The following is a 19,511-nucleotide window of genomic DNA, read 5'->3' on the forward strand; positions in this document are numbered from 1 at the left end:
GGCGGAAGGTGGTACGGGGACAGGGGGCTGTCACGGCGCCTCCGTACGGTCGGCCGCCATGCCGGCGGCGTCGAGCAGGGCGGTGCCGACGATCAGGTCGGCGCCGCCGAACTCCTCGTCGTCCAGCGGGGTGCCGTCGTCCACGGAGAACAGCAGGCGGCGCTCGCCCTGGCGGTAGGCGGTGCCGACCGGGGGGCTCGCGGCGTGCACGGCGAGCAGGGCGACCAGGTAGGGCAGGTCCGGGTCGCGGCGGCGGGCGTCCGCGAGGAGGCCGGAGAGGCGGCGCGGCGCGTCGTGCTCCAGGTCGAGCAGTTCCATCGCGGCGGCCAGCTGCTCCTCGCTGAAGCGGCTGTCGTCCGGGGTGGCGATCAGGTCCGGTTCGGGCATCTCGGCGCCGAGGTGTTCGCGGGCCGGGGGCGGGCTGAGGAGCAGGTCGACCAGGTCGCCCACCCGGACGGAGACCGGGGTGCGCAGGCCGGTGCCGTGGGCGAAGAAGGCGTCGGTGGCGCGGCTCGCCTGCTCGACCGGGAGCGGCAGCAGCGGGCCGAGGAGCTGTCCGTAGAGGTCGAGTCCGGTGCGGGCGGCGGGTGCGGCGAACGCCTGGCGGTCCTGCTCGGCGCGGAAGAGCGGTCCGGCTTCCAGCAGTCGGGACTGGAGCTGGGTGTGGCGGCGGATGCAGTCCTTGACGATGTCGACCAGCTCGGCGGCGCGGCGCTTGTGCTCGGGGTCCTCGGCCTCGTCGCGGGCCTTGCGGATGTTGGTGAGGATCGCGTTCTCGTGGCGGTAGCGGTCGGCGACGTGGTCCAGGGCCTCGGCGATCATGTCGGGCACGGCGTTGAGCCAGTCGACCGCGCGGACGTTGCGGCGGGTGGCGTCGAGTGTCTTGCGGAGCGTCTCCGCGTACTGCACGGTCCGGTAGCGGGCCTGTTCGGCGGCGAGCTGGGCGTCGGCGAGGCGGCCCCGGCTGATCAGGACCTCCAGCTTGACCTCGGCGGCGATCTGGGCGCTGGTGACGTCCGTGTCGAGGGCGCCGACCAGGACGTTGACCGCCTCGTCGGTGGCCCGCAGATAGACGCTGCCGCCGTGTCCGGGGACCTCCTCGATGAGCTTGAAGTCGTAGTCGCGGCGGACGTAGACGCCGTCGGATCCGAAGGTGCCGTAGACCGCCCGGAATCCGCGGTCCACGCTGCCGACGTTGATCAGGTTCTCCAGGACCCAGCGGGCGACCCGTTCGTGCTCGGCGGCGGGGCGGGAGGGGGCCTGGGCGGCGACGCGAGGGAGGAGCCTGGTCACTATCTGGTCGTGGTCGGCGCCCGTGTCGAAGTCCATGTTGAGCGTGACGTGGTCGATCGCGGCGAGGGCGACCTCGGCCATCGCGTAGCCGCTGTACTCACCGGCGAGGTTCGCCTTGCGGACGTCCAGGTCGTGCAGCGGCGCGGTGCAGGCGAGCGCGCGCAGCCGCCGGGACAGCCCCTCGTCGGCGGCCGGTCCCGGTGCGGGCCGCGGCCCCGCGCTGAGCTGGGGCGCAGCGTTGTCCGTGTAGGCAGGCGAAGTCACGGTGCACAGATTAGGTCCTCGCACTGACAACGGTCGAAACGGCGCAGAAGGGCCGCTCCCGGCGGACCGGTCAGGCCCCCGCGTTCTCCCCGCCCTCTTGCCCGTGACCCCCGCCCCCGGGCGTACGCAGCACCAGCACGTCGCCCGGTCCGGCGTCCGCGCTGTCGCAGGCGCCCAGCTCGGTGCGGCCGCCGTCGGCGCGTTCGATGTGCTGGCTGCCGAGGGCGCCGGGTTCGCCGCCCGCCATGCCGTACGGGGGGACGCGGCGGTGCCCGGTGAGCAGGGCCAGGGTGACCGGTTCGAGGAAACGGATGCGGCGCTCGACCCCGCGGCCGCCCCGGTGCCGGCCCGCTCCCCCGCTGCCCTCGCGCACCCGGAAGCTCTCCAGCAGGACCGGGTAGCGCCATTCCAGGATCTCGGGGTCGGTGAGGCGGGAGTTGGTCATGTGGGTCTGGACGGCGTCGGTGCCGTCGAAGTCCTCGCCCGCGCCGGAGCCGCTGGCGACGGTCTCGTAGTACTGGACGCGGTCGTTGCCGAAGGTCAGGTTGTTCATGGTGCCGGAGCCCTCGGCCTGGACGCCCAGGGCCGCGTAGAGCGCGCCGGTCACCGCCTGCGAGGTCTCGACGTTGCCGGCGACGGTGGCGGCGGGCGGGACGGGGGCGAGCATGGAGCCCTCGGGGATGCGGATCTCCAGCGGGTTCAGGCAGCCGCTGTTGAGCGGGATGTCGTCGGCGACCAGGGTGCGGAAGACGTACAGCACGGCGGCCATGACCACGGACTTCGGGGCGTTGAGGTTGCCCGGCTGCTGCGGGGACGTACCGGTGAAGTCGATGACGGCGGCGCGGGCCTCGCGGTCGACGGTGACGGTCACCTCGATGACGGCGCCGTTGTCCGTCTCGTACCGGTAGTGGCCGTCGTCGAGCCCGGCGACGATGCGGCGCACCGACTCCTCGGCGTTGTCCTGCACATGGCCCATGTAGGCGTCCACGACCTCGGTGCCGAACTGGTCGGTGACGGCACGCAGTTCGGCGATCCCCTTCTCGTTGGCGGCGATCTGGGCGCGCAGGTCGGCGAGGTTGGTCGCGGGGTCGCGGGAGGGGTACGGGGCGGTGGTGAGGTGGTCGCGGGTGGCGTCCTCGCGGAAGGTGCCGTCCCGGACGAGGAGCCAGTTGTCGAAGAGGACGCCCTCCTCGTCCACGGTCCGGCTGAAGGCGGGCATGGAGCCGGGGGTGATGCCGCCGATCTCGGCGTGGTGGCCGCGCGAGGCCACCAGGAAGCGCAGCTCCGGCTCCTCGCCGGTGGTGTCGAACACGGGTGTCACGACGGTGACGTCGGGCAGGTGGGTGCCGCCGTGGTAGGGGTCGTTGATGGCGTAGACGTCGCCGGGGCGCAGGGTGTCGGCGTTGCGCCGGAGCACTTCCTTGATCGACTCGCCCATGGAGCCGAGGTGGACGGGGATGTGGGGCGCGTTGGCGATCAGGTTGCCGTCGGCGTCGAACAGGGCGCAGGAGAAGTCGAGGCGCTCCTTGATGTTGACGGAGCGGGCGGTGTTCTCCAGGGTCACGCCCATCTGCTCGGCGATGGACATGAAGAGGTTGTTGAAGACCTCCAGCATCACCGGGTCGACCTGGGTGCCGACGGCCTGCCGGGCGGGGCGCGGGCGGGCCCGGGTGAGGACCAGGTGGCCGGTGGCGGCGAGTTCGGCCTGCCAGCCGGGGTCCACGACGGTGGTGGCGTCGGCCTCCGCGACGACGGCGGGGCCGGTGACGACGTCGGTGGCGCGCAGGTCGTCGCGGCGGTGGAGCGGGGCCTCCTGCCAGTGCCCCTCCGCGAACATCCGGGCGGTGTCGTGCGGGCGGGGCGCGGTGGGGGCGCCCTCGTCGCGTCCGGCCGGCCGGATCTCGGCGTGGCCGCCCGCGGTCCCGGTGGCCTCGACGGAGACGGTCTCCACGACGAGCCCGCGGTCGGCCGTGAAGCCGTAGCGGGCGCGGTGCTCGCGGGTGAAGGCGTCGGTCATGGCGGCGGCCGTGTCCAGGGCGACGGGCAGGCTCGCGTCGGTGCCCTCGTACCGCAGCAGGACCCGGGCGCGGGTGGTGATGGCGTCGGCGGGCACCCCGTCGGCGCGCAGGTCGTCGCTCGTGCGGGCGGCGAGTTCGTCGCACAGTTCCCGCACCCGGCTCTCGGAGTGCGCGTCCAGGGCGGCCTCGAAGGACTGTTCGCGCATGGCGGTGGCGTCGGCGAGCCCGATTCCGTACGCGGAGAGCACCCCGGCCAGCGGCGGGACGAGGACGGTGTCGATGCCGAGGGCGTCGGCGACGGCGCAGACGGCCTGGCCGCCGGCGCCGCCGAATCCGGTGAGGGCGTAGCGGGTGATGTCGTGGCCGCGTTGTACGGAGATCTTCTTGACGGCGTTGGCCATGGAGAGGACCGCGATCTCCAGGAAACCGGCCGCGGTCTCGGCCGCCGTCCGCTTGGTGCCGGTGGCCCGGGCGACCTCCTCGGCCAACTCCTCGAAGCGCTCGCGCACGATGTCCGCGTCGAGCGGCTGGTCGCCGTTCGGCCCGAAGACGGCGGGGAAGTGGGCGGGGCGGATGCGGCCCAGCATGACCTGGGCGTCGGTGACGGTCAGCGGCCCGCCCCTGCGGTAGCAGGCGGGGCCGGGGACCGCGCCTGCGGAGTCGGGGCCGACCCGGTAGCGCCTGCCGTCGAAGTGGAGGACGGAGCCGCCGCCGGCCGCGACGGTGTGGATGTTCATCATGGGGACGCGCATCCGGGCGCCGGCGACCTCGGTGCCCAGTTCGCGTTCGAACTCGCCCGCGTAGTGGGAGACGTCGGTGGAGGTGCCGCCCATGTCGAAGCCGATGACCCGGTCGTGGCCGGCCTGGGCGGAGGTGCGGACCATGCCGACGACTCCGCCGGCGGGACCGGAGAGCACGGCGTCCTTGCCCCGGAAGTGGGCGGCCTCGCGCAGTCCGCCGTTGGACTGCATGAACATGAGCCGGATGCCGGGGAGTTCGGCGGCGACCGAGTCGACGTAGCGGCGCAGGATCGGCGAGAGGTAGGCGTCCACGACGGTGGTGTCGCCGCGCGGGACGAGCTTGATCAGCGGGCTGACCTCGTGGGAGCAGCTGATCTGGGTGAAGCCGGCGGACCGGGCCTCGTCGGCGACCGCCTGCTCGTGGGCCGGGTGGCGGTAGCCGTGCATCAGGACGACGGCCGCGCTGGTCAGCCCGTCGGCGCGGGCCTCGCGGAGCAGCCGGGCGACTTCGTCGCGGTCGAGCGGGGTGAGGGTGCGGCCGTGGGCGTCGATGCGCTCGGGGACCTCGATGACCCGGTCGTAGACGGCTTCCGGGAGCAGGATGCGGCGGTCGAAGAGGCGGGGCCGGTTCTGGTACGCGATGCGCAGGGCGTCCCGGAAGCCTTCGGTGATGACCAGGACGGTCGGTTCGCCGCGCCGTTCCAGCAGGGCGTTGGTGGCGACGGTGGTGCCCATCTTGACGGCGGCGACCCGGTCGGCGGGGACCGGCTCGTCGGGTCCGAGCCCGAGCATCAGCCGGATGCCGGCGACGGCGGCGTCGCGGTAGCGGTCCGGGTCGTGGGAGAGGAGTTTGCGGGTGACGAGCTGTCCGTCGGGGCGCCTCCCCACCACATCGGTGAAGGTGCCGCCACGGTCGATCCAGAACTCCCAGCGCCCGGTCATGCCCCCATACTGGCCCGCCGTCCGGTGATCGCGGAACAGGGCGGGGAGCGGCGCGCCCCCGACGCGCTGCACTCCTGGGGTACTGCGGGGTGGTCCGCCGGTCAGACCGCCGGGGCGTCCGGGCCGATCCTGCTGCGTACCGCGGACTGGACCTCGGCCTCCTCGGCGGGGTCGGCGGCCAGTCGGCGGAGCCGGTCGGCGACGCGCAGGTCACCGGTCTCGGCGTGGCGGGCGGCGACCTCGCGGGTCGTCTCCTCGCAGTCCCACAGGCACTCGACGGCGAACCCGGTGGCGAAGGACGGGTCGGTGGCAGCGAGCGCCCGGGCGGTCCGGCCGCGCAGCTGCGAGGAGGACGTCTCCCGGTAGATGTGGCGCAGTACGGGTGCGGCGCAGGCGATGCCGAGGCGGCCGGCGCCGTCCACGAGCGCCCACAGCCGTGGCGCGTCCGGCCCGTCGCCGCGTACGGCGTCGCGCAGCGCGCCGAGCACCGCGGGGGCGTCCTGCGGACCGCCGCGTCCGGCCAGCACACCGGCGGCGGAGGCTCCGAGCGGGTCGGGCCTGCGCGCCCAGCGGCGGGCGCGCTCGACGGCGTCCTCGCCGCACATGCGCTCGAAGGCGGCGACGGCGGCGTCGGGGACGGTGCCCCGGGGCTCGGTGGCGGCGGCCTCGATCAGGTCGAGCACGACGGGGTCGCGGACCTCGGCGGCCAGGTAGTGGAGGGAGGCGCAGCGGGCGGCGTCGGGTCCGCTGCGGGCGGCCGCGACGATGGCGGCCCGGTCATCGGGGCCCGCGACGGCGGCGAGGCAGCGGGCGGCGGGCACGTGCAGCACGCTGCCGCGCTCAAGACCCTGCTGGGCCCAGTCGAAGACCGCCTGGACGCTCCAGCCGGGCCGGGGCCCGCCGGGGCGCATCTGGCGCTGCCAGCGGTCGAAGGAGCCCTGCTCGGAGGCGGCCCGGACGCGGGCGCCGACGGCCCCGCGCGGGTCGTCGGCCCACAGGCGCCAGGGGCGGGGCTCGTAGGCGTCCCGCACGGTCGCGGCCAGGTCGGCGCGGCCCTCGGGGTCGTCGGGGAAGCGGGCGAGCACGGGCTCGGCGAGGGAGCGGAGTCCGGCGTCGTCGTCGCGCAGGGCCAGCTCGTCCAGGGCCCAGGCCCAGTTGGAGCCGGTCGCGGCGTAGCGCCGCAGCAGGGCGAGGGCGTCGCCGCGCCCGTAGGAGGCGAGGTGGCCGAGGACGGACAGGGCGAGGCCGGTCCGCGAGTCCTCGGTGTCGAGGTGGTCCTCGGGGTCGGTCAGGTGCCGCTCGATCTCCTCGACACCGCCGTCGAGGTCGAGGTAGAGGCGCGCGTAGTACAGGGAGCGGTTCTCCACCTGCCAGTCGTGGCGCGGGTCGCTCAGGACGCAGTGGTTCAGGGCCGCCAGGGCCTCGGAGCGCGGTGCGGCGAGCGCGTGGAGCGTGCCGTCGCCGCGACCTCTCTGGAGCAGGCCGAGCAGGGTGCCGCTCGGCGCTATGAACGGATCGAACATAGGGAAAGCCTCACATCAAGCTGTCGACGCAACCGGGACTGTGCAGTTCCACGTGCTCCGGGACGAGCACTGGGGCGAGCACTAGGCCGCGCGGCAACATGATTCGCCGACCGCCGTCTTCTGCCTGGTGTAGAGCATCTTCCTCTGCCTCTCGTCGGGTGGCCCGGATCGGGCCCGCGACGTCATGATGACCCAGCCATTTCGCCACCGCGACCACATTTACGACGTACCCGTTCAGCGGGCGCCGAAGAGTTCCAGCAGGTCGCCCTTGCCGAACATGCGTGCGGTGTCGACCGCGGAGGGCGTTCCGGCGGCCGGATCGGCGCCCGCGTCGAGGAGGGCACGGATCACCGCCTCCTCGCCCTTGAAGACGGCTCCGGCGAGGGGGGTCTGGCCCCGGTCGTTGGCCCGGCCCGGGTCGGCGCCGCGGGCGGCGAGGGCGGTGACCGCGGGGGCGTGCCCGTGGTAGGCGGCGAGCATCAGCAGGGAGTCGCCCCGGTCGTTGGTGAGGTTGGCGGGCACCCCGGCGTCCACATAGGCCGCGAGGGCGTCGGCGTCGCCGGCGCGCGCCAGGTCGAACACCTTGGAGGCCAGCTCCACGACCTCGGGATCGGGGGCGTCGCTCATCGGGGTACCGCCTTCCTTGACCGTTCGGGCCGCCGTCGGCGGCCGGGACGTGCACGGCGGGGGGCCGTGCGAGTGAACCGACAGGGTACTGCCCGCGCGGGTCCATGATCAGGCCCGGGCTTCACCTCCGCCGATCGAGTGGATAATCACCCTTTTCACCCGATTGCGCCTTTTATCCTATGGATACTTGGGGTGAGGCTGGAAGGACTCATGGTGACCGTCCCCTCCAACCAGGAGAACACTCATGATCCTTTCCATGTCCGGCGTCGTCATCCTCGGCATCATCGTCTTCCTGTTCTTCAGGAAGGACGGCCTCAAGGCGTCGCACGCCCTCGTCACCGCCCTGTTCGGCTTCTACCTGGCCGGGACCGCCATCGCACCGAGCATCACCGCGGGCGGAGCGAGCCTGGCCGGACTCCTGGGCGGGATCAAGTTCTGACCCTCCGCGTCCGCACCGACCCCTTCAGGAGACAGACGTGGCCAGGCGACCACTCCCCCGCATTCTGAGCAGCGGCAGCGCTTCGATCACTCGCAGTCGAGAGTTCGCGCGCACGGCCGCCGACAGCGCCACCGACGTGCTCCATCCGCTGATCACGCTCACGCGCGGTCTGCGGCTGCTGGCCGGCGCAGGACGGCAGAAGTGGGCCGCGACACCCAGGGACCGGCGTGGCCCCACGCTGTTCCTCGTCGCGGCCTGCGTACTCGTGGTCGCGCTCATCCCGTACGGGCCGGTGCTGGCCCTCGTCACGGTGATGGGCGCAGCCGCATGGACGGGCCGCGACCGCACCCCCGTCAGGACCGGCCCCGACGAGGCGGAGACCGCGCGGCTGCGCTCCCTGTACGAAGCCCTCGTGCCGTACTTCTCGACGGCCGACGACCCCGAGCCGCTGTTCAGCCACGGCGGGGAGTGGGAGAAGGTCTTCAGCGATTACGCGTTCGACGGCGACGGCCGCGTCTCGCGCCTCCAGGTCGCGTATCCCGCGTACTTCACCGACAGCGAGCCCGAGTCCCGGGCCCGGATCGAACAGCTGCTGCACGCCAAGTCGGGCCGCGGCCGGGAGTACCGGTTCAGCTGGGACGAGGAGGGCAACCGGCTCGCGATGAGCGTCCTGGACGCCCTGCCGACCTCGCTCACCGCCCAGCGCTTCGTCACCGCCCCCGGCGAGACCGTCCTCGGCTTCACGGACGAGGACGCCGTGCGGCGCACCCTCCCGGTGAGCGACGGCGACGGCACCCGGGACGCGCCCGGCGTCGTCTGGCGCACCGGCCCCCGCTCCACCGAACCGCACCTGCTCGTCGCCGGGCAGCCCGGCAGCGGCACCACCACCCTGCTGCGGTCCATCGCCCTCCAGGCGCTCCAGCAGGGCGACATCCTCATCGTGGAGGGCAGCGGCACCGGCGAGTACGCCTGCTTCACCGGCCGCGAAGGCGTCCTGGCCGTCGAGTGCGGGCCCGCCGGGGCGCTCTCCACCCTGGAGTGGGCGGCCAACGAGACGGAACGCCGGCTGATCGGGGCGAACCGCGCCCGGCAGGCCGGGGACCCGGTCCCCGAGGACCTGACGCGGCCGCTCTGGATCCTGCTGGACCGGCCGAGCGCGCTTGCCCGGCCGGCCGGCGACGGCACGCCCGACGCGCAGGAGCTGCTCCAGATCCCGCTGCGGCACGGCCGGGCCGCCCATGTCGTCGTGGTCCTGGCCGAGGCGTTCGACCACCTCGACGGCCTCGGCGAGACCGTCCGGACGCACACCAGGGCCCGGGTGGTGCTCGGTGAGTGCAGCGCCGAACAGGTCGCGTCGGTGCTCGGCACCGGACCGCACACCACCCCGCCGCCGGACGCCCCGGCCGGCCGCGGCTACGCCCGGTTCGGCGCCGGTCCGGTGCTGCGCATCCAGGTCCCGGCCACGCCCGACCCGTACGACGACGCCACCAGCGAGGCGCAGCGCGCGGCGGTGCTCAGCCTGCTGCCGGAGCGGCGCACGGCGGTCGAGGCGGGGGCGCCGGAACCGGCGCCGGTCGAGGCCGTGGAGGCACCGGTCGCACTGGAAGCCGTGGCCGTCGGCGACTGAACGCATGTCGGCGGAGGAGGGCCCGGCGGCGCGCCGGGCCCTCCTCCGCGTTCAGGGGGCCGCACCGCCACCGTTCACGCCACGAACGTACGCGGTGCCTCCACGCCCGCCCCGCCGCCCGCGCCGACCAGCCGGGCCGCCTGGGCGAGCCGCTGGGCCGCCTCGTCCGCGACCGGGCCGCCGACCGTGAACGGCAGCCGTACGTAACCCTCGAAGGCGCCGTCGACCCCGAACCGGGGCCCGGACGGCACACGGACCCCGACGCCTTCGCCGGCGACCGCGAGCCGGGAGCCGGAGAGGCCGCCGGTGCGCACCCAGAGCGTGAGCCCGCCGGCGGGCACGGAGAACTCCCACTCCGGCAGCTCCCGGCGCACGGCGGCGACGAGCGCGTCGCGGTTCTCCCGGGCCTGTTCCCGGCGCAGCCGCACGGCCTCCTGCCAGCCGCCGGTGCGCATCAGCCAGTTCACCGCCAGCTGTTCGAGCACGGGGGTGCCCATGTCGGCGTACGCGCGGGCGGCGACCAGGCTGCGGATCACATCGGGCGCGGCCCGTACCCAGCCGATCCGCATGCCGGCCCAGAACGCCTTGCTGGCCGACCCCACGGTCAGGACCGTGCTGCCCGCCGGGTCGAACGCGCAGACCGGGCGCGGCATCGCCACGTCCTCGTCGAGACGCAGCTCCCGCATCGTCTCGTCCACGACGAGGACCGTGCCGGCCGAGCGGGCGGCGTCCACCAGGGCCCGGCGGCGCTCCTCGTCGGCCAGCGCCCCGGTCGGGTTGTGGAAGTCCGCGACGACGTAGCCGAGCCGGGGCGCGGCGTCGCGCAGCACCTGGCGCCACCGGTTCAGGTCCCAGCCGCCGAGCGCCTCCTCCATGGCGACGGGGACGAGCCGGGCACCCGCCTCGCGCATCAGCTGGAGGATGTTGGCGTAGCTCGGGGACTCCACGGCGATGCGCTCGCCGCGCCCGGCGAAGAGGTGGCAGATGGCGTCGATGGCGCCCATCGCGCCGGTGGTGACCATGATCTGCTCGGGCATGGTCGGGATGCCGTCGGCGGTGTAGCGGTCGGCGATCATCTGGCGCAGGGCGGGCAGCCCGGCAGGGTAGTCGCCGTGGGTGTGGGCGTAAGGGGGCAGCTCCTCCAGGGCGCCCTGGACGGCGCGGGTGAGCCAGGGCTCGGGGGCGGGCAGCGAGGCGCAGCCCAGGTCGATCATGGAGCCCAGGGCCTCGGGCGGCAGGGGTTCCAGGCCGCGGGCGGGCAGCGGGTTGCCCGCCGGGACCGCCGTCCAGCTGCCCGCGCCCCGCCGGGACTCCAGGAAGCCCTCGGCCCGCAGCGCCTCGTAGGCGGCGGCGACCGTGGTCCGGCTGACGGCGAGGGCGAGGGCCAGCTCGCGTTCGGCGGGGAGGCGGGCGGCGACCGCGACCCGCCCCTCCAGGACGAGCAGCCGGATGCCGTCGGCGAGGGCGCGGTAGGCGGGCGGGCGGCGGGTGCCGGGGCCGGCCGGCCGCTGCTGCTGGGCCTGGAGCTGCCGGGCCAGCTGGGCCGCGCCGACGGCCGAAGTCCACTGCGCCATTGAGAATCAGTCCACCTTCCTCGGATTGGCCATGGTTGGCAGCCAATCCCCTGCCACAGAGTGACACGGAGCAGTCCAACACCACCACACCAGGGGGCACTCCTTGTCCAAGATCCTCACCCGTCGGCTGGTCCAGCTGTACGCGGGGCTCGCGCTGTACGGGGCGAGCTCGGCCCTCCTGGTCGTCGCCGGTCTCGGTCTGGAGCCGTGGGGCGTGCTGCACCAGGGGCTCGCCGAGCGCACCGGGATCAGCATCGGCGTGGTCTCGATCGTCATCGGCGCGATCGTGCTGCTGCTGTGGATCCCGCTGCGGCAGCGGCCGGGCCTGGGCACGGTGTCGAACGTGTTCGCCGTGGGCATCGCGATGGACGGCACGCTCGCCCTCGTCCCCGAGGTGCACGGCCTGGTCGCCCGGGCCGGGGTGATGGCGGCGGGGATCGTGCTGAACGGTGTGGCGACCGGGCTCTACATCAGCGCCCGGTTCGGACCAGGCCCCCGGGACGGCCTGATGACCGGGCTGCACCGGCGGACCGGCCGGTCGGTCCGGCTGGTCCGCACGGCGATCGAGATCGCGGTGGTGGTCACCGGATTCCTGCTGGGCGGCTCCCTCGGCGTCGGCACGGTCCTGTACGCCCTGGCCATCGGCCCGCTCGCCCAGGTCTTCCTGCGGGTCTTCGCGATCCCCGGGGAAAGCGCCCCCTCGGCCGGGACGTCCGCGCCCCGGCGGTCCATACTGCGGCGGTGACCTCCGAACGCCACCCCTATCTGGACCACCCCGCTCCGCTCGCGTTCGCCCACCGGGGCGGCGCGGCGGACGGCGCCGAGAACACGGCGGCCGCCTTCCGCCGCGCGGCCGACGCCGGGTACCGCTACTTCGAGACCGATGTGCACGCCTCGGCGGACGGCCGGCTCGTCGCCTTCCACGACGCCACGCTGGACCGGGTGACGGACGCCCGGGGCCGCCTGGCGGAGCTGCCGTGGAGCGAGATACGCCGGGCCCGGGTCGCCGGGCGCGAGCCGCTGCCGCTGTTCGAGGAGTTGCTGGAGACCTTCCCCGGGGCCCGGTGGAACGTGGACGTCAAGGCGGAGGCCGCCCTCGGACCGCTCCTGGAGCTGATCCGGGCGACGGACGCCTGGGACCGGGTGTGCGTCGGCTCGTTCTCCGAGGCCCGGGTCGCGCGGGCGCACCGGCTGGGCGGCCCGCGCCTGGCCACCTCGTACGGCATGCGCGGGGTGCTCGGGCTGCGGCTGCGCTCGTACGGCATCCCGGCCGCGCTGCGCGCCGGGGCGGTGTGCGCACAGGTGCCGGAGAGCCGGAACGGCATCCGGGTCGTCGACCGCCGCTTCGTGCGCGAGGCCCACGCGCGCGGGCTCCAGGTGCATGTGTGGACGGTGAACGAACCGGAGCGGATGGCCGCTCTCCTGGACCTCGGGGTGGATGGCATCATGACCGATCACATCGAGACGCTGCGCACGGTGCTGAGCGGGCGGGGGGCCTGGGCCTGACCCGCCACGGGCCGGGCGGGCGTCTTCACGGGGAGATCTCCAGGGGGCGCCATGACGGCCGACACCGCAGACACCGCCGAGCCGGCCGAGGGCACGGCCGGGGCGGACGGTCCGGCCGGGCGGCGCCGGGAGCAGCGCGGCTGGTACTTCTACGACTTCGCGTGCTCCGTCTATTCGACGAGCGTCGTCACGGTCTTCCTCGGCCCGTATCTGACCTCGGTCGCCAAGGCCGCCGCGGATCCCGACGGCTTCGTCCATCCGCTGGGCATCCCGGTGCGTGCCGGGTCCCTGTTCGCGTACGCGGTCTCGGCCTCGCTCGTCCTGGCGATCGTCCTGATGCCCGTGGTGGGCGCGGCGGCCGACCGCACGGGCCGCAAGAAGCCGCTCCTCGCGGCGACGGCGTACACCGGGGCCGCCGCGACGACCGCCATGTTCTTCCTGGACGGGCAGCGCTATCTGCTCGGCGCCTTCCTGCTCATCGTGGCGAACGCCGCGACGGCGGTGGCGATGATGGTCTACAACTCCTACCTGCCCCAGATCGCGGAGCCCGAGGAGCGCGACGACGTCTCCTCGCGCGGGTGGGCGTTCGGCTACACCTCCGGGGCGCTGGTCCTCGTACTGAATCTGGTCCTGTACTCGGGCCACGACTCCTTCGGCCTCTCCGAGTCCCAGGCGGTACGGATCTGCCTGGCTTCGGCGGGCCTCTGGTGGGGCGTCTTCACCGTCATCCCGCTGCGCCGGCTGCGCGACCGCCGGGTGGCGCCGGGCGGCCGGGGTACGGCGGCGGGCTCGGGGTGGCGGCAGCTGCGGGCCACACTGGCGGACATGCGGCGCCATCCGCTGACCCTCGCCTTCCTGCTCGCCTACCTCGTCTACAACGACGGCGTGCAGACCGTGATCTCGCAGGCGTCGGTGTACGGCTCCGAGGAGCTGGGCCTCGGCCAGTCGACGCTGATCACGGCGGTGCTGCTGGTGCAGCTGCTCGCGGTGGCCGGGGCGCTCGCGATGGGCCGAATGGCCCGCGCGTACGGCGCGAAGCGCACGATCCTGGGTTCGCTGGTGGTGTGGACGCTGATCCTGGTCGGCGGGTACTTCCTGCCTGCCGGGTCGCCCGTCTACTTCTACGTGCTGGCGGCGGCGATCGGGCTGGTGCTGGGCGGCAGTCAGGCGCTGTCGCGTTCGCTGTTCTCGCACCTGGTGCCGCGCGGCAAGGAGGCCGAGTACTTCTCGGCGTACGAGATGAGCGACCGGGGCCTGAGCTGGCTGGGGCCCCTGGTGTTCGGTCTCGCCTACCAGCTGACCGGAAGCTACCGGGACGCGATCATCTCGCTGGTGGTCTTCTTCGTCGTGGGTTCGGTGCTGCTCGCGCGCGTCCCGCTCAGGCGTGCGGTGGCGGCGGCGGGAAACCCCGTACCGGAGCGGATTTAGACGTTGAAGTAAAAGGCCGGTAGTGTACGCCTTTGGCCTGCCCCGGGTGACCGTTACGGCGAGTGGAACTTCGCGAACCGTTGGGTGACAACTTCCGTCAAAGGTGACAAACCGGGTATGGGCGGGTACTTGAACCCTGGGAAACCTGAAAATCAGCGGTTCGACGGGCGACGCATGACCGGCAACGGGAATCTTTGCCGCCGACCGGACGTTGACCGATTGACGACGACAGCGACACCTGTCCTGTGGGCGACAAGCCCGGGAGGCACGATTCATGAGTGAGCGAGCTCTCCGCGGCACGCGACTCGTGGTTACCAGCTACGAGACGGACCGCGGCATCGATCTGGCCCCGCGCCAGGCGGTGGAGTACGCATGCCAGAACGGACATCGATTCGAGATGCCGTTCTCGGTAGAGGCGGAAATTCCGCCGGAGTGGGAGTGCAAGGCGTGTGGCGCCCAGGCACTCCTGGTGGACGGGGATGGCCCCGAGGAGAAGAAGGGCAAGCCCGCGCGTACGCACTGGGACATGCTCATGGAGCGGCGCACGCGCGAGGAGCTGGAGGAGGTGCTGGCCGAGCGGCTGGCCGTCCTGCGCTCCGGGGCGATGAATATCGCCGTGCATCCTCGGGACAGCAGGAAGTCTGCGTGACCCGCTAGCACGGTTTCGCGGCAGGCCGCGGGTTCGGCACGTTTCGCGTGCCGGGCCCGCGGCTTTGTCGTTTGCTGTGGCTCGTCCCGGCAATCTCCAGCCCGTGCGGCGATTGCCGGGACAATCTCTGACCCGGGGCCGGACCGGCGTGGGAGGTCCCGACGGGCGTGACGGGTTACCGCGTCAGCGGCGGGCGGGGCTCGTCGTTCGGGCCCGCGTCCGGTCCGGACGGCTCGTCGCGGATGACCTCGCCCTGGACCACCTTGCCGTCCGGGCGATGGATGCGGGCCTGCTGGAACGCGTCCGAGAAGCCGCCGGGGGCGGCCTTCCGCATGCGCCGGTCCAGCGAGCGCTCCGCGTAACGGCTGAGCGCCGTGCGCACCGGCGGGACCAGGAGCAGCAGCCCGGCCACGTCCGAGAGCAGACCGGGGATCATGATCAGCAGCCCGCCGAGCATCAGGAAACCGTTGCCCCGGCCGCTCTCCGGGGCGGCCTGCGAGGAGCCCTCCGCGCCCGGCCGGCCGGGCATCCGCTGAAGCGTCTCCGTGAGGTTGCGGAAGGCCCGGCGGCCCGCGCTCTTGATCACCGCGGCGCCGAGCACGATCCCGGCCGCCAGCAGGATCACGACGGTCAGCCCGCCTGCGGCGTCCGCCACCAGGATCAGCAGCCAGATCTCCAGCACCGCCCAGGCGGCGACGGCGAGGGGTACGAGGGTCCGGGCGCGCGAACGGCCGCGGGCGGTCGGGGGCGGTGTGCCGGTCGTCATGCCCCCAGTGTGCCTGGCCACACGTCCGTACGCCGTAAGAGGGTGCCGGACCGGCTCAGGGGGTGCGGCGGCCGAGCACCTTGTTCGTCCGGCTGGTGACGCCCCAGGCGGTGACCCGCCACAGCGCCTCGACCAGGATGTCCTTGCTCATCTTGGAGTCGCCGACCTCGCGGTCCACGAAGGTGATCGGCACCTCGACCACATGGAAGCCGGCCTCGATCGCGCGGCGGGCCAGGTCGACCTGGAAGCAGTAGCCCTGCGAGGCGACCGCGTCGAGCCCGATGCCCTTCAGGGTCTCGGCGCGAAAGGCCCGGTAGCCGCCGGTGACGTCCCGGGTCCGCAGGCCCAGCATGAGGCGGGAGTACGTGCTGCCGCCGCGCGAGATGAACTCGCGGGACTTGGGCCAGTTCACCACCCGGCCGCCGGGCACCCAGCGGGAGCCGAGGACCAGGTCCGCGCCCTTGAGCGCGGTGAGCAGCCGGGGCAGTTCCTCGGGCTGGTGGGAGCCGTCGGCGTCCATCTCGACCAGGACGCCGTAGTCGTGGTCCATGCCCCAGCGGAAGCCGGCGAGATAGGCCGCGCCGAGCCCTTCCTTGCCCTTGCGGTGCAGGACGTGGACGTGGTCGTCCTCCGCGGCCAGTTCGTCCGCGAGCTTGCCCGTGCCGTCGGGGCTGTTGTCGTCGGCGACGAGGATGTGGGCCTCCGGCACGGCGGCGCGCACCCGGCTCACGATCGGCTTGATGTTCTCGGCCTCGTCATAGGTCGGGATGATCACCAAGACACTGCCGAGCGGGCCGAATTGCCGCTGACCGCCGTCGTTCACTTACTGCCCCTCACGTCCGTACGCAGGTGCACACCATATCGAGCGCGGCGGCGCGGAATGCCGACCCGGTCGGGGTGGCGCGGGCGCCGCGGCGGACAGAAGAGCGGAATCGGGGACAGAAGTGCGGATCGGGGCCCGGTGTCCTTCGGGCCGACCTGGGACCCGCTGGCTGCGGGTCGACCTAGAGCCGTTGTCTACTGAACGTCCGGGCCCCACCCGGGTCGCACCCTCCGTCCGGCTGAAACCTTCCCTCGCCCCCGAGGCGCGGGCGCTGAACCTGGCTGTCAGTGGCGGTGCGCCGGTGCGGCACACCACCCCGTGACCCAGCGGCGTTCGACGACTGCGTGGAGGTTTCACCGGTCGGACGTCCTGTGGTGGACTCGGCCGAACCTACCGGCCGGTGGCCGCATTCTGTCAATACTTGGCTGACCTGCGTCGATTACGGAAATTGCCTGGTCAGTCCCGAAGATCCCCAGGTAGCGGAAGAGCCGGCCCGCCTTCGATCGGCGGACCGGAATGTCCGCACGTCACTCGTTCGGCCTTACGTAGACAGTTTGTCCGAGGACCACGGTGCGCAGGCAGACCGGCAGGTCGGCGCCGGGGCCGAGGTCGGGCAGACCCGGCGTCCCGGACCGCGGGTCGGTCGACCAGCGCGCCACCCGGTCGTCCGGCGCCTGGACCACCAGCTGGTCGGTGCGCCAGACCGCGTAGTCGGCCGGCGCGCCGGGCACCAGGGTCCCCGCGTCGTCCCGCCCCAGGGCCCGCCAGCCGCCCCGGGTGTGCGCGGTGAAGGCGGCCCGGACCGAGACGCGGTGTTCCAGCGTCCGGTGAAAGGCGGCAGCCCGCACGGTCCCCCACGGGTCCAGCGGGGTCACCGGGCTGTCCGAGCCGAAGGCGAGCGGCACACCGGCCCGCAGCAGCGCCGCGTACGGGTTGAGGGTGGCGGCCCGGCCGGCGCCGAGGCGCTGGGCGTACATGCCCTCCTCGCCGCCCCACGCGGCGTCGAAGGCGGGCTGCACGGAGGCGGTGAGGCCCAGCTCCGCGAAGGCCGCGACGGTCTCCGGGGTGAGCATCTCCGCGTGCTCGACGCGATGCCGGGCGGCCCGCACCCGGGCGAGGCCCACCTTCTCGGCCGCGGCCCTGATGCCCTGGACGACCGCCGAGAGCGCCGCGTCCCCGATGGCGTGGAATCCGGCCTGGAGCCCCGCCTCGGTGCAGGCGGCGACGTGGGCGGCGATCCGGGCGGCGTCCAGGTGGGCGGTGCCGGTGTGCGGGGCGTCGGCGTACGGCTCGTGCAGGCAGGCGGTGTGCGAGCCGAGGGAGCCGTCCACGAAGAGGTCGCCGGCCGCGCCGACGGCGCCGAGTTCGCGGACGCGCCGGGCGTCCTTCTCGTCGGCCACCTCCTGGGCCCAGTAGCCGAAGACCCGGGGCCCGGGCTGCTCGGCGGCCACCTTCAGGAGCCCGGTGAAGTCGTCCTCGTCGGAGATGTCGGGGCCGCCGCACTCGTGGAGCGAGCCGATACCGAGGGAGGCGGCGTGGCGCAGCGCGGCACGCTGCGCTTCGGCGCGCTGGGCGGGCGTGACGGCGTCGTGGGCGGCCGCGCGCACGGCGTGGTGGGCGGCGGCGGTCAGGGGGCCCTCGGGGTCGTATCCGGGCATCGTGGTGACGCCGGGGACGAGGTCGAGCAGGGCGGTGCTCACGGCCGCGGAGTGCACGTCGACCCGGGGCAGGTAGACGGCCCGGCCCGCCGCCGCCCCGTCCAGCTCGGCGCGGGAGGGCGGGCGCTGCTCGGGCCAGCGGGTGGCGTCCCAGCCGTGGCCGAGGACGACCCGGTCGGCGGGGTGGGCGGTGACGTGGGCGCGGACGCGGGCGAGCGCGTCGCCGAGGGTGCGGGTGCCGGAGAGGTCGAGGCCGGTGAGGGCCAGGCCGGTGGAGGTGGTGTGGACGTGGGCGTCGGTGAAGGCGGGGGTGACCAGCGCCCCGTCGAGGTCGATCACCTCGTCGACGCCGCTCGCGAAGGCGTCGGCGGCGCCTTCGGAGCCCACCCAGGCGACATGGCCCCGTTCGACCACCATGGCGGTGGCGAAGGGATCGGCGGGGCTGTGGACGTCTCCACCGCGCAGCAGCACGGTGCGGTGTTCGCTCTGGGGGGCGGTGCTCTCGGTCATGAGCACCAGTCTCCCGCCTGCGCGCACGTCCTCCGTGCGCGCCCCCTCAGATCTGCGGCGGGCGCGCCTCGTACGGCGTGGACAGGACGACCGTGGTGCGGGTGGAGACGCCGGCGAGCGAGCGGATGCGGGTGAGCAGGTTCTCCAGCTCCAGCGGGGTGGCCACGCGGACCTTGAGGATGTAGTTCTCGTCGCCGGCGACGCTGTGGCACGCCTCCAGCTCGGGGACGCCGGCGAGCCGTTCGGCGATGTCGTCGGGGGCGCTGGGGTCGAACGGCTTGACCGAGATGAACGCGGTCAGCGGCAGGCCGACCGCCTCCGGGTCCACGACCGCGGCGTAGCCGCGGATCACCCCGCGCTGCTCCAGCCTGCGGACGCGCTGATGAACCGCCGAGGTGGACAGGCCGGTGGCCTTGCCCAGGTCGGTGTAGCTCATCCGCCCGTCCTTGACGAGCAACTCCACGATGTGACGGTCCAGCTCCTCCATATGGATCAATCTATGGCCATGAGTGGTTCCCGGCACAGCTGCCCAGCCCTTGGGACGGCACCTGCGCCGGGCATGTGACCAACGCCACAGGTTTACGCGCCAGTAGTGGGACACAGAACGGTTACGGCCGATCGGTGGCGGGAAGTGCTTGCTGTGGCCGAGGCCACAGCGTCATGCCGGCCCATCCGAGGGGGGATTTCCCATGCCACACCTGAAGCTCACCGGACGTACCGAACCGGAGCCCGTTGATCCGTTCGAGGACACCGCTCCCGACGCGTACGACACCTTCGAGATGTACCGGGTCGTCTGCCCGGACTGCGCGCAGCCCATCGCGCTCCTGGCGGACGAGGACGTGCTCCCGGAGCACGCGCTGTGCCCGTCCCCGTGGAACCCGTTCGTGCTCACCGTCTGCCCCGGCACGGGGCGCGCCGCCGGGGACCGTCCCGCCGAGGCGGACGGGGTGCAGGAGCAGGAGACGGCGCTGCTGCTGACGCTCCCGCAGGGGCTCGACTGGCGGACGCAGCCCTTCTCGCACGCCGGCGGTGCCGGTTCCCGCCCGATCCGGGTGGACCACCCGCTCCGGCGCCAGGCCGCCTGAGCCTCCGCTCTTCCGAACGCGCGGCCGGGGTGCGTGAGC

16 protein-coding genes are annotated in these 19,511 nt (G+C 73.5%); 7 read left to right on the forward strand and 9 right to left on the reverse strand.

The annotated features are described in order from the left end of the window. Positions 1 to 30 precede the first annotated feature (30 nt). The 4 genes from ACFZAT_RS12785 to ACFZAT_RS12800 form a co-directional block, all read right to left on the reverse strand. Positions 31 to 1,557 carry a hypothetical protein gene (locus ACFZAT_RS12785; RefSeq protein WP_391263617.1) on the reverse strand — a complete coding sequence of 509 codons (1,527 nt, stop codon included), beginning with the start codon at positions 1,555 to 1,557 and terminating at the stop codon, positions 31 to 33. 70 nt (positions 1,558 to 1,627) lie between these two features. Beyond that, the gene (locus ACFZAT_RS12790; protein WP_391263619.1) at positions 1,628 to 5,257 is read right to left on the reverse strand and encodes a hydantoinase B/oxoprolinase family protein; all 3,630 of its coding nucleotides are present in this window, start codon (positions 5,255 to 5,257) and stop codon (positions 1,628 to 1,630) included. A gap of 101 nt (positions 5,258 to 5,358) precedes the next feature. Continuing rightward, on the reverse strand, positions 5,359 to 6,780 hold the full coding sequence (locus tag ACFZAT_RS12795; protein WP_391263620.1) for a HEAT repeat domain-containing protein: 1,422 nt from the start codon (positions 6,778 to 6,780) through the stop codon (positions 5,359 to 5,361). A 234-nt stretch (positions 6,781 to 7,014) separates the two neighbouring features. Next, positions 7,015 to 7,407: an ankyrin repeat domain-containing protein gene (locus ACFZAT_RS12800; protein WP_391263622.1), complete on the reverse strand. Its 393-nt coding sequence runs from the start codon at positions 7,405 to 7,407 to the stop codon at positions 7,015 to 7,017. A 244-nt stretch (positions 7,408 to 7,651) separates the two neighbouring features. Between ACFZAT_RS12800 and ACFZAT_RS12805 the strand changes: the two genes are divergently transcribed. Next, positions 7,652 to 7,846 carry a hypothetical protein gene (locus tag ACFZAT_RS12805; protein WP_018103962.1) on the forward strand — a complete coding sequence of 65 codons (195 nt, stop codon included), beginning with the start codon at positions 7,652 to 7,654 and terminating at the stop codon, positions 7,844 to 7,846. Between the two features lie 37 nt (positions 7,847 to 7,883). Continuing rightward, positions 7,884 to 9,473 carry a hypothetical protein gene (locus ACFZAT_RS12810; RefSeq protein WP_391263624.1) on the forward strand — a complete coding sequence of 530 codons (1,590 nt, stop codon included), beginning with the start codon at positions 7,884 to 7,886 and terminating at the stop codon, positions 9,471 to 9,473. A 74-nt stretch (positions 9,474 to 9,547) separates the two neighbouring features. Here the strand turns inward: ACFZAT_RS12810 and ACFZAT_RS12815 are convergent, their stop codons facing one another. Continuing rightward, positions 9,548 to 11,047, reverse strand: coding sequence for an aminotransferase class I/II-fold pyridoxal phosphate-dependent enzyme (locus ACFZAT_RS12815; RefSeq protein ID WP_391263625.1), 1,500 nt, complete (start codon positions 11,045 to 11,047; stop codon positions 9,548 to 9,550). Positions 11,048 to 11,150: 103 nt separating this feature from the next. On the opposite strand from ACFZAT_RS12815, the gene ACFZAT_RS12820 reads away from it, so the two are divergent. The 4 genes from ACFZAT_RS12820 (at position 11,151) to ACFZAT_RS12835 (ending at position 14,630) form a co-directional block, all read left to right on the forward strand. After that, entirely contained in the window at positions 11,151 to 11,792 is a 642-nt protein-coding gene (locus ACFZAT_RS12820) for a YitT family protein (protein WP_391263627.1), read from the forward strand. After that, positions 11,789 to 12,553 carry a glycerophosphodiester phosphodiesterase family protein gene (locus ACFZAT_RS12825; RefSeq protein WP_391263628.1) on the forward strand — a complete coding sequence of 255 codons (765 nt, stop codon included), beginning with the start codon at positions 11,789 to 11,791 and terminating at the stop codon, positions 12,551 to 12,553. The genes ACFZAT_RS12820 and ACFZAT_RS12825 overlap by 4 nt, the downstream gene beginning before the upstream one ends. 51 nt (positions 12,554 to 12,604) lie before the next feature. Beyond that, on the forward strand, positions 12,605 to 13,981 hold the full coding sequence (locus tag ACFZAT_RS12830) for an MFS transporter (protein WP_391263631.1): 1,377 nt from the start codon (positions 12,605 to 12,607) through the stop codon (positions 13,979 to 13,981). A gap of 274 nt (positions 13,982 to 14,255) precedes the next feature. After that, complete coding sequence (locus ACFZAT_RS12835) at positions 14,256 to 14,630, forward strand: RNA polymerase-binding protein RbpA (protein WP_003959706.1); 375 nt, start codon at positions 14,256 to 14,258, stop codon at positions 14,628 to 14,630. Between the two features lie 175 nt (positions 14,631 to 14,805). On the opposite strand, the gene fxsA is transcribed toward ACFZAT_RS12835, so the two are convergent. From fxsA to ACFZAT_RS12855, 4 genes are all read right to left on the reverse strand, one after another. Beyond that, positions 14,806 to 15,396 (reverse strand): FxsA family membrane protein, encoded by a 591-nt coding sequence (gene fxsA, locus ACFZAT_RS12840; protein ID WP_391263633.1) that lies wholly within the window; start codon positions 15,394 to 15,396, stop codon positions 14,806 to 14,808. 55 nt (positions 15,397 to 15,451) lie between these two features. Next, the gene (locus ACFZAT_RS12845) at positions 15,452 to 16,219 is read right to left on the reverse strand and encodes a glycosyltransferase (RefSeq protein ID WP_391263635.1); all 768 of its coding nucleotides are present in this window, start codon (positions 16,217 to 16,219) and stop codon (positions 15,452 to 15,454) included. 527 nt (positions 16,220 to 16,746) lie between these two features. Continuing rightward, on the reverse strand, positions 16,747 to 18,387 hold the full coding sequence (locus tag ACFZAT_RS12850; RefSeq protein ID WP_391263636.1) for an amidohydrolase family protein: 1,641 nt from the start codon (positions 18,385 to 18,387) through the stop codon (positions 16,747 to 16,749). A gap of 46 nt (positions 18,388 to 18,433) precedes the next feature. Then, a complete protein-coding gene (locus ACFZAT_RS12855; protein WP_018103953.1) occupies positions 18,434 to 18,874 on the reverse strand; it encodes an Lrp/AsnC family transcriptional regulator in 441 nt (146 codons plus the stop codon). A 202-nt stretch (positions 18,875 to 19,076) separates the two neighbouring features. Here ACFZAT_RS12855 and ACFZAT_RS12860 point away from each other — a divergent pair, with 202 nt between their 5' ends. Beyond that, positions 19,077 to 19,472 carry a hypothetical protein gene (locus ACFZAT_RS12860; protein WP_391263639.1) on the forward strand — a complete coding sequence of 132 codons (396 nt, stop codon included), beginning with the start codon at positions 19,077 to 19,079 and terminating at the stop codon, positions 19,470 to 19,472. The last annotated feature ends 39 nt before the right edge of the window (positions 19,473 to 19,511 follow it).

This window comes from Streptomyces sp. NPDC008163 (genome assembly GCF_042956885.1).
GTDB classification, from domain to species: Bacteria; Actinomycetota; Actinomycetes; order Streptomycetales; family Streptomycetaceae; genus Streptomyces; species Streptomyces drozdowiczii_A.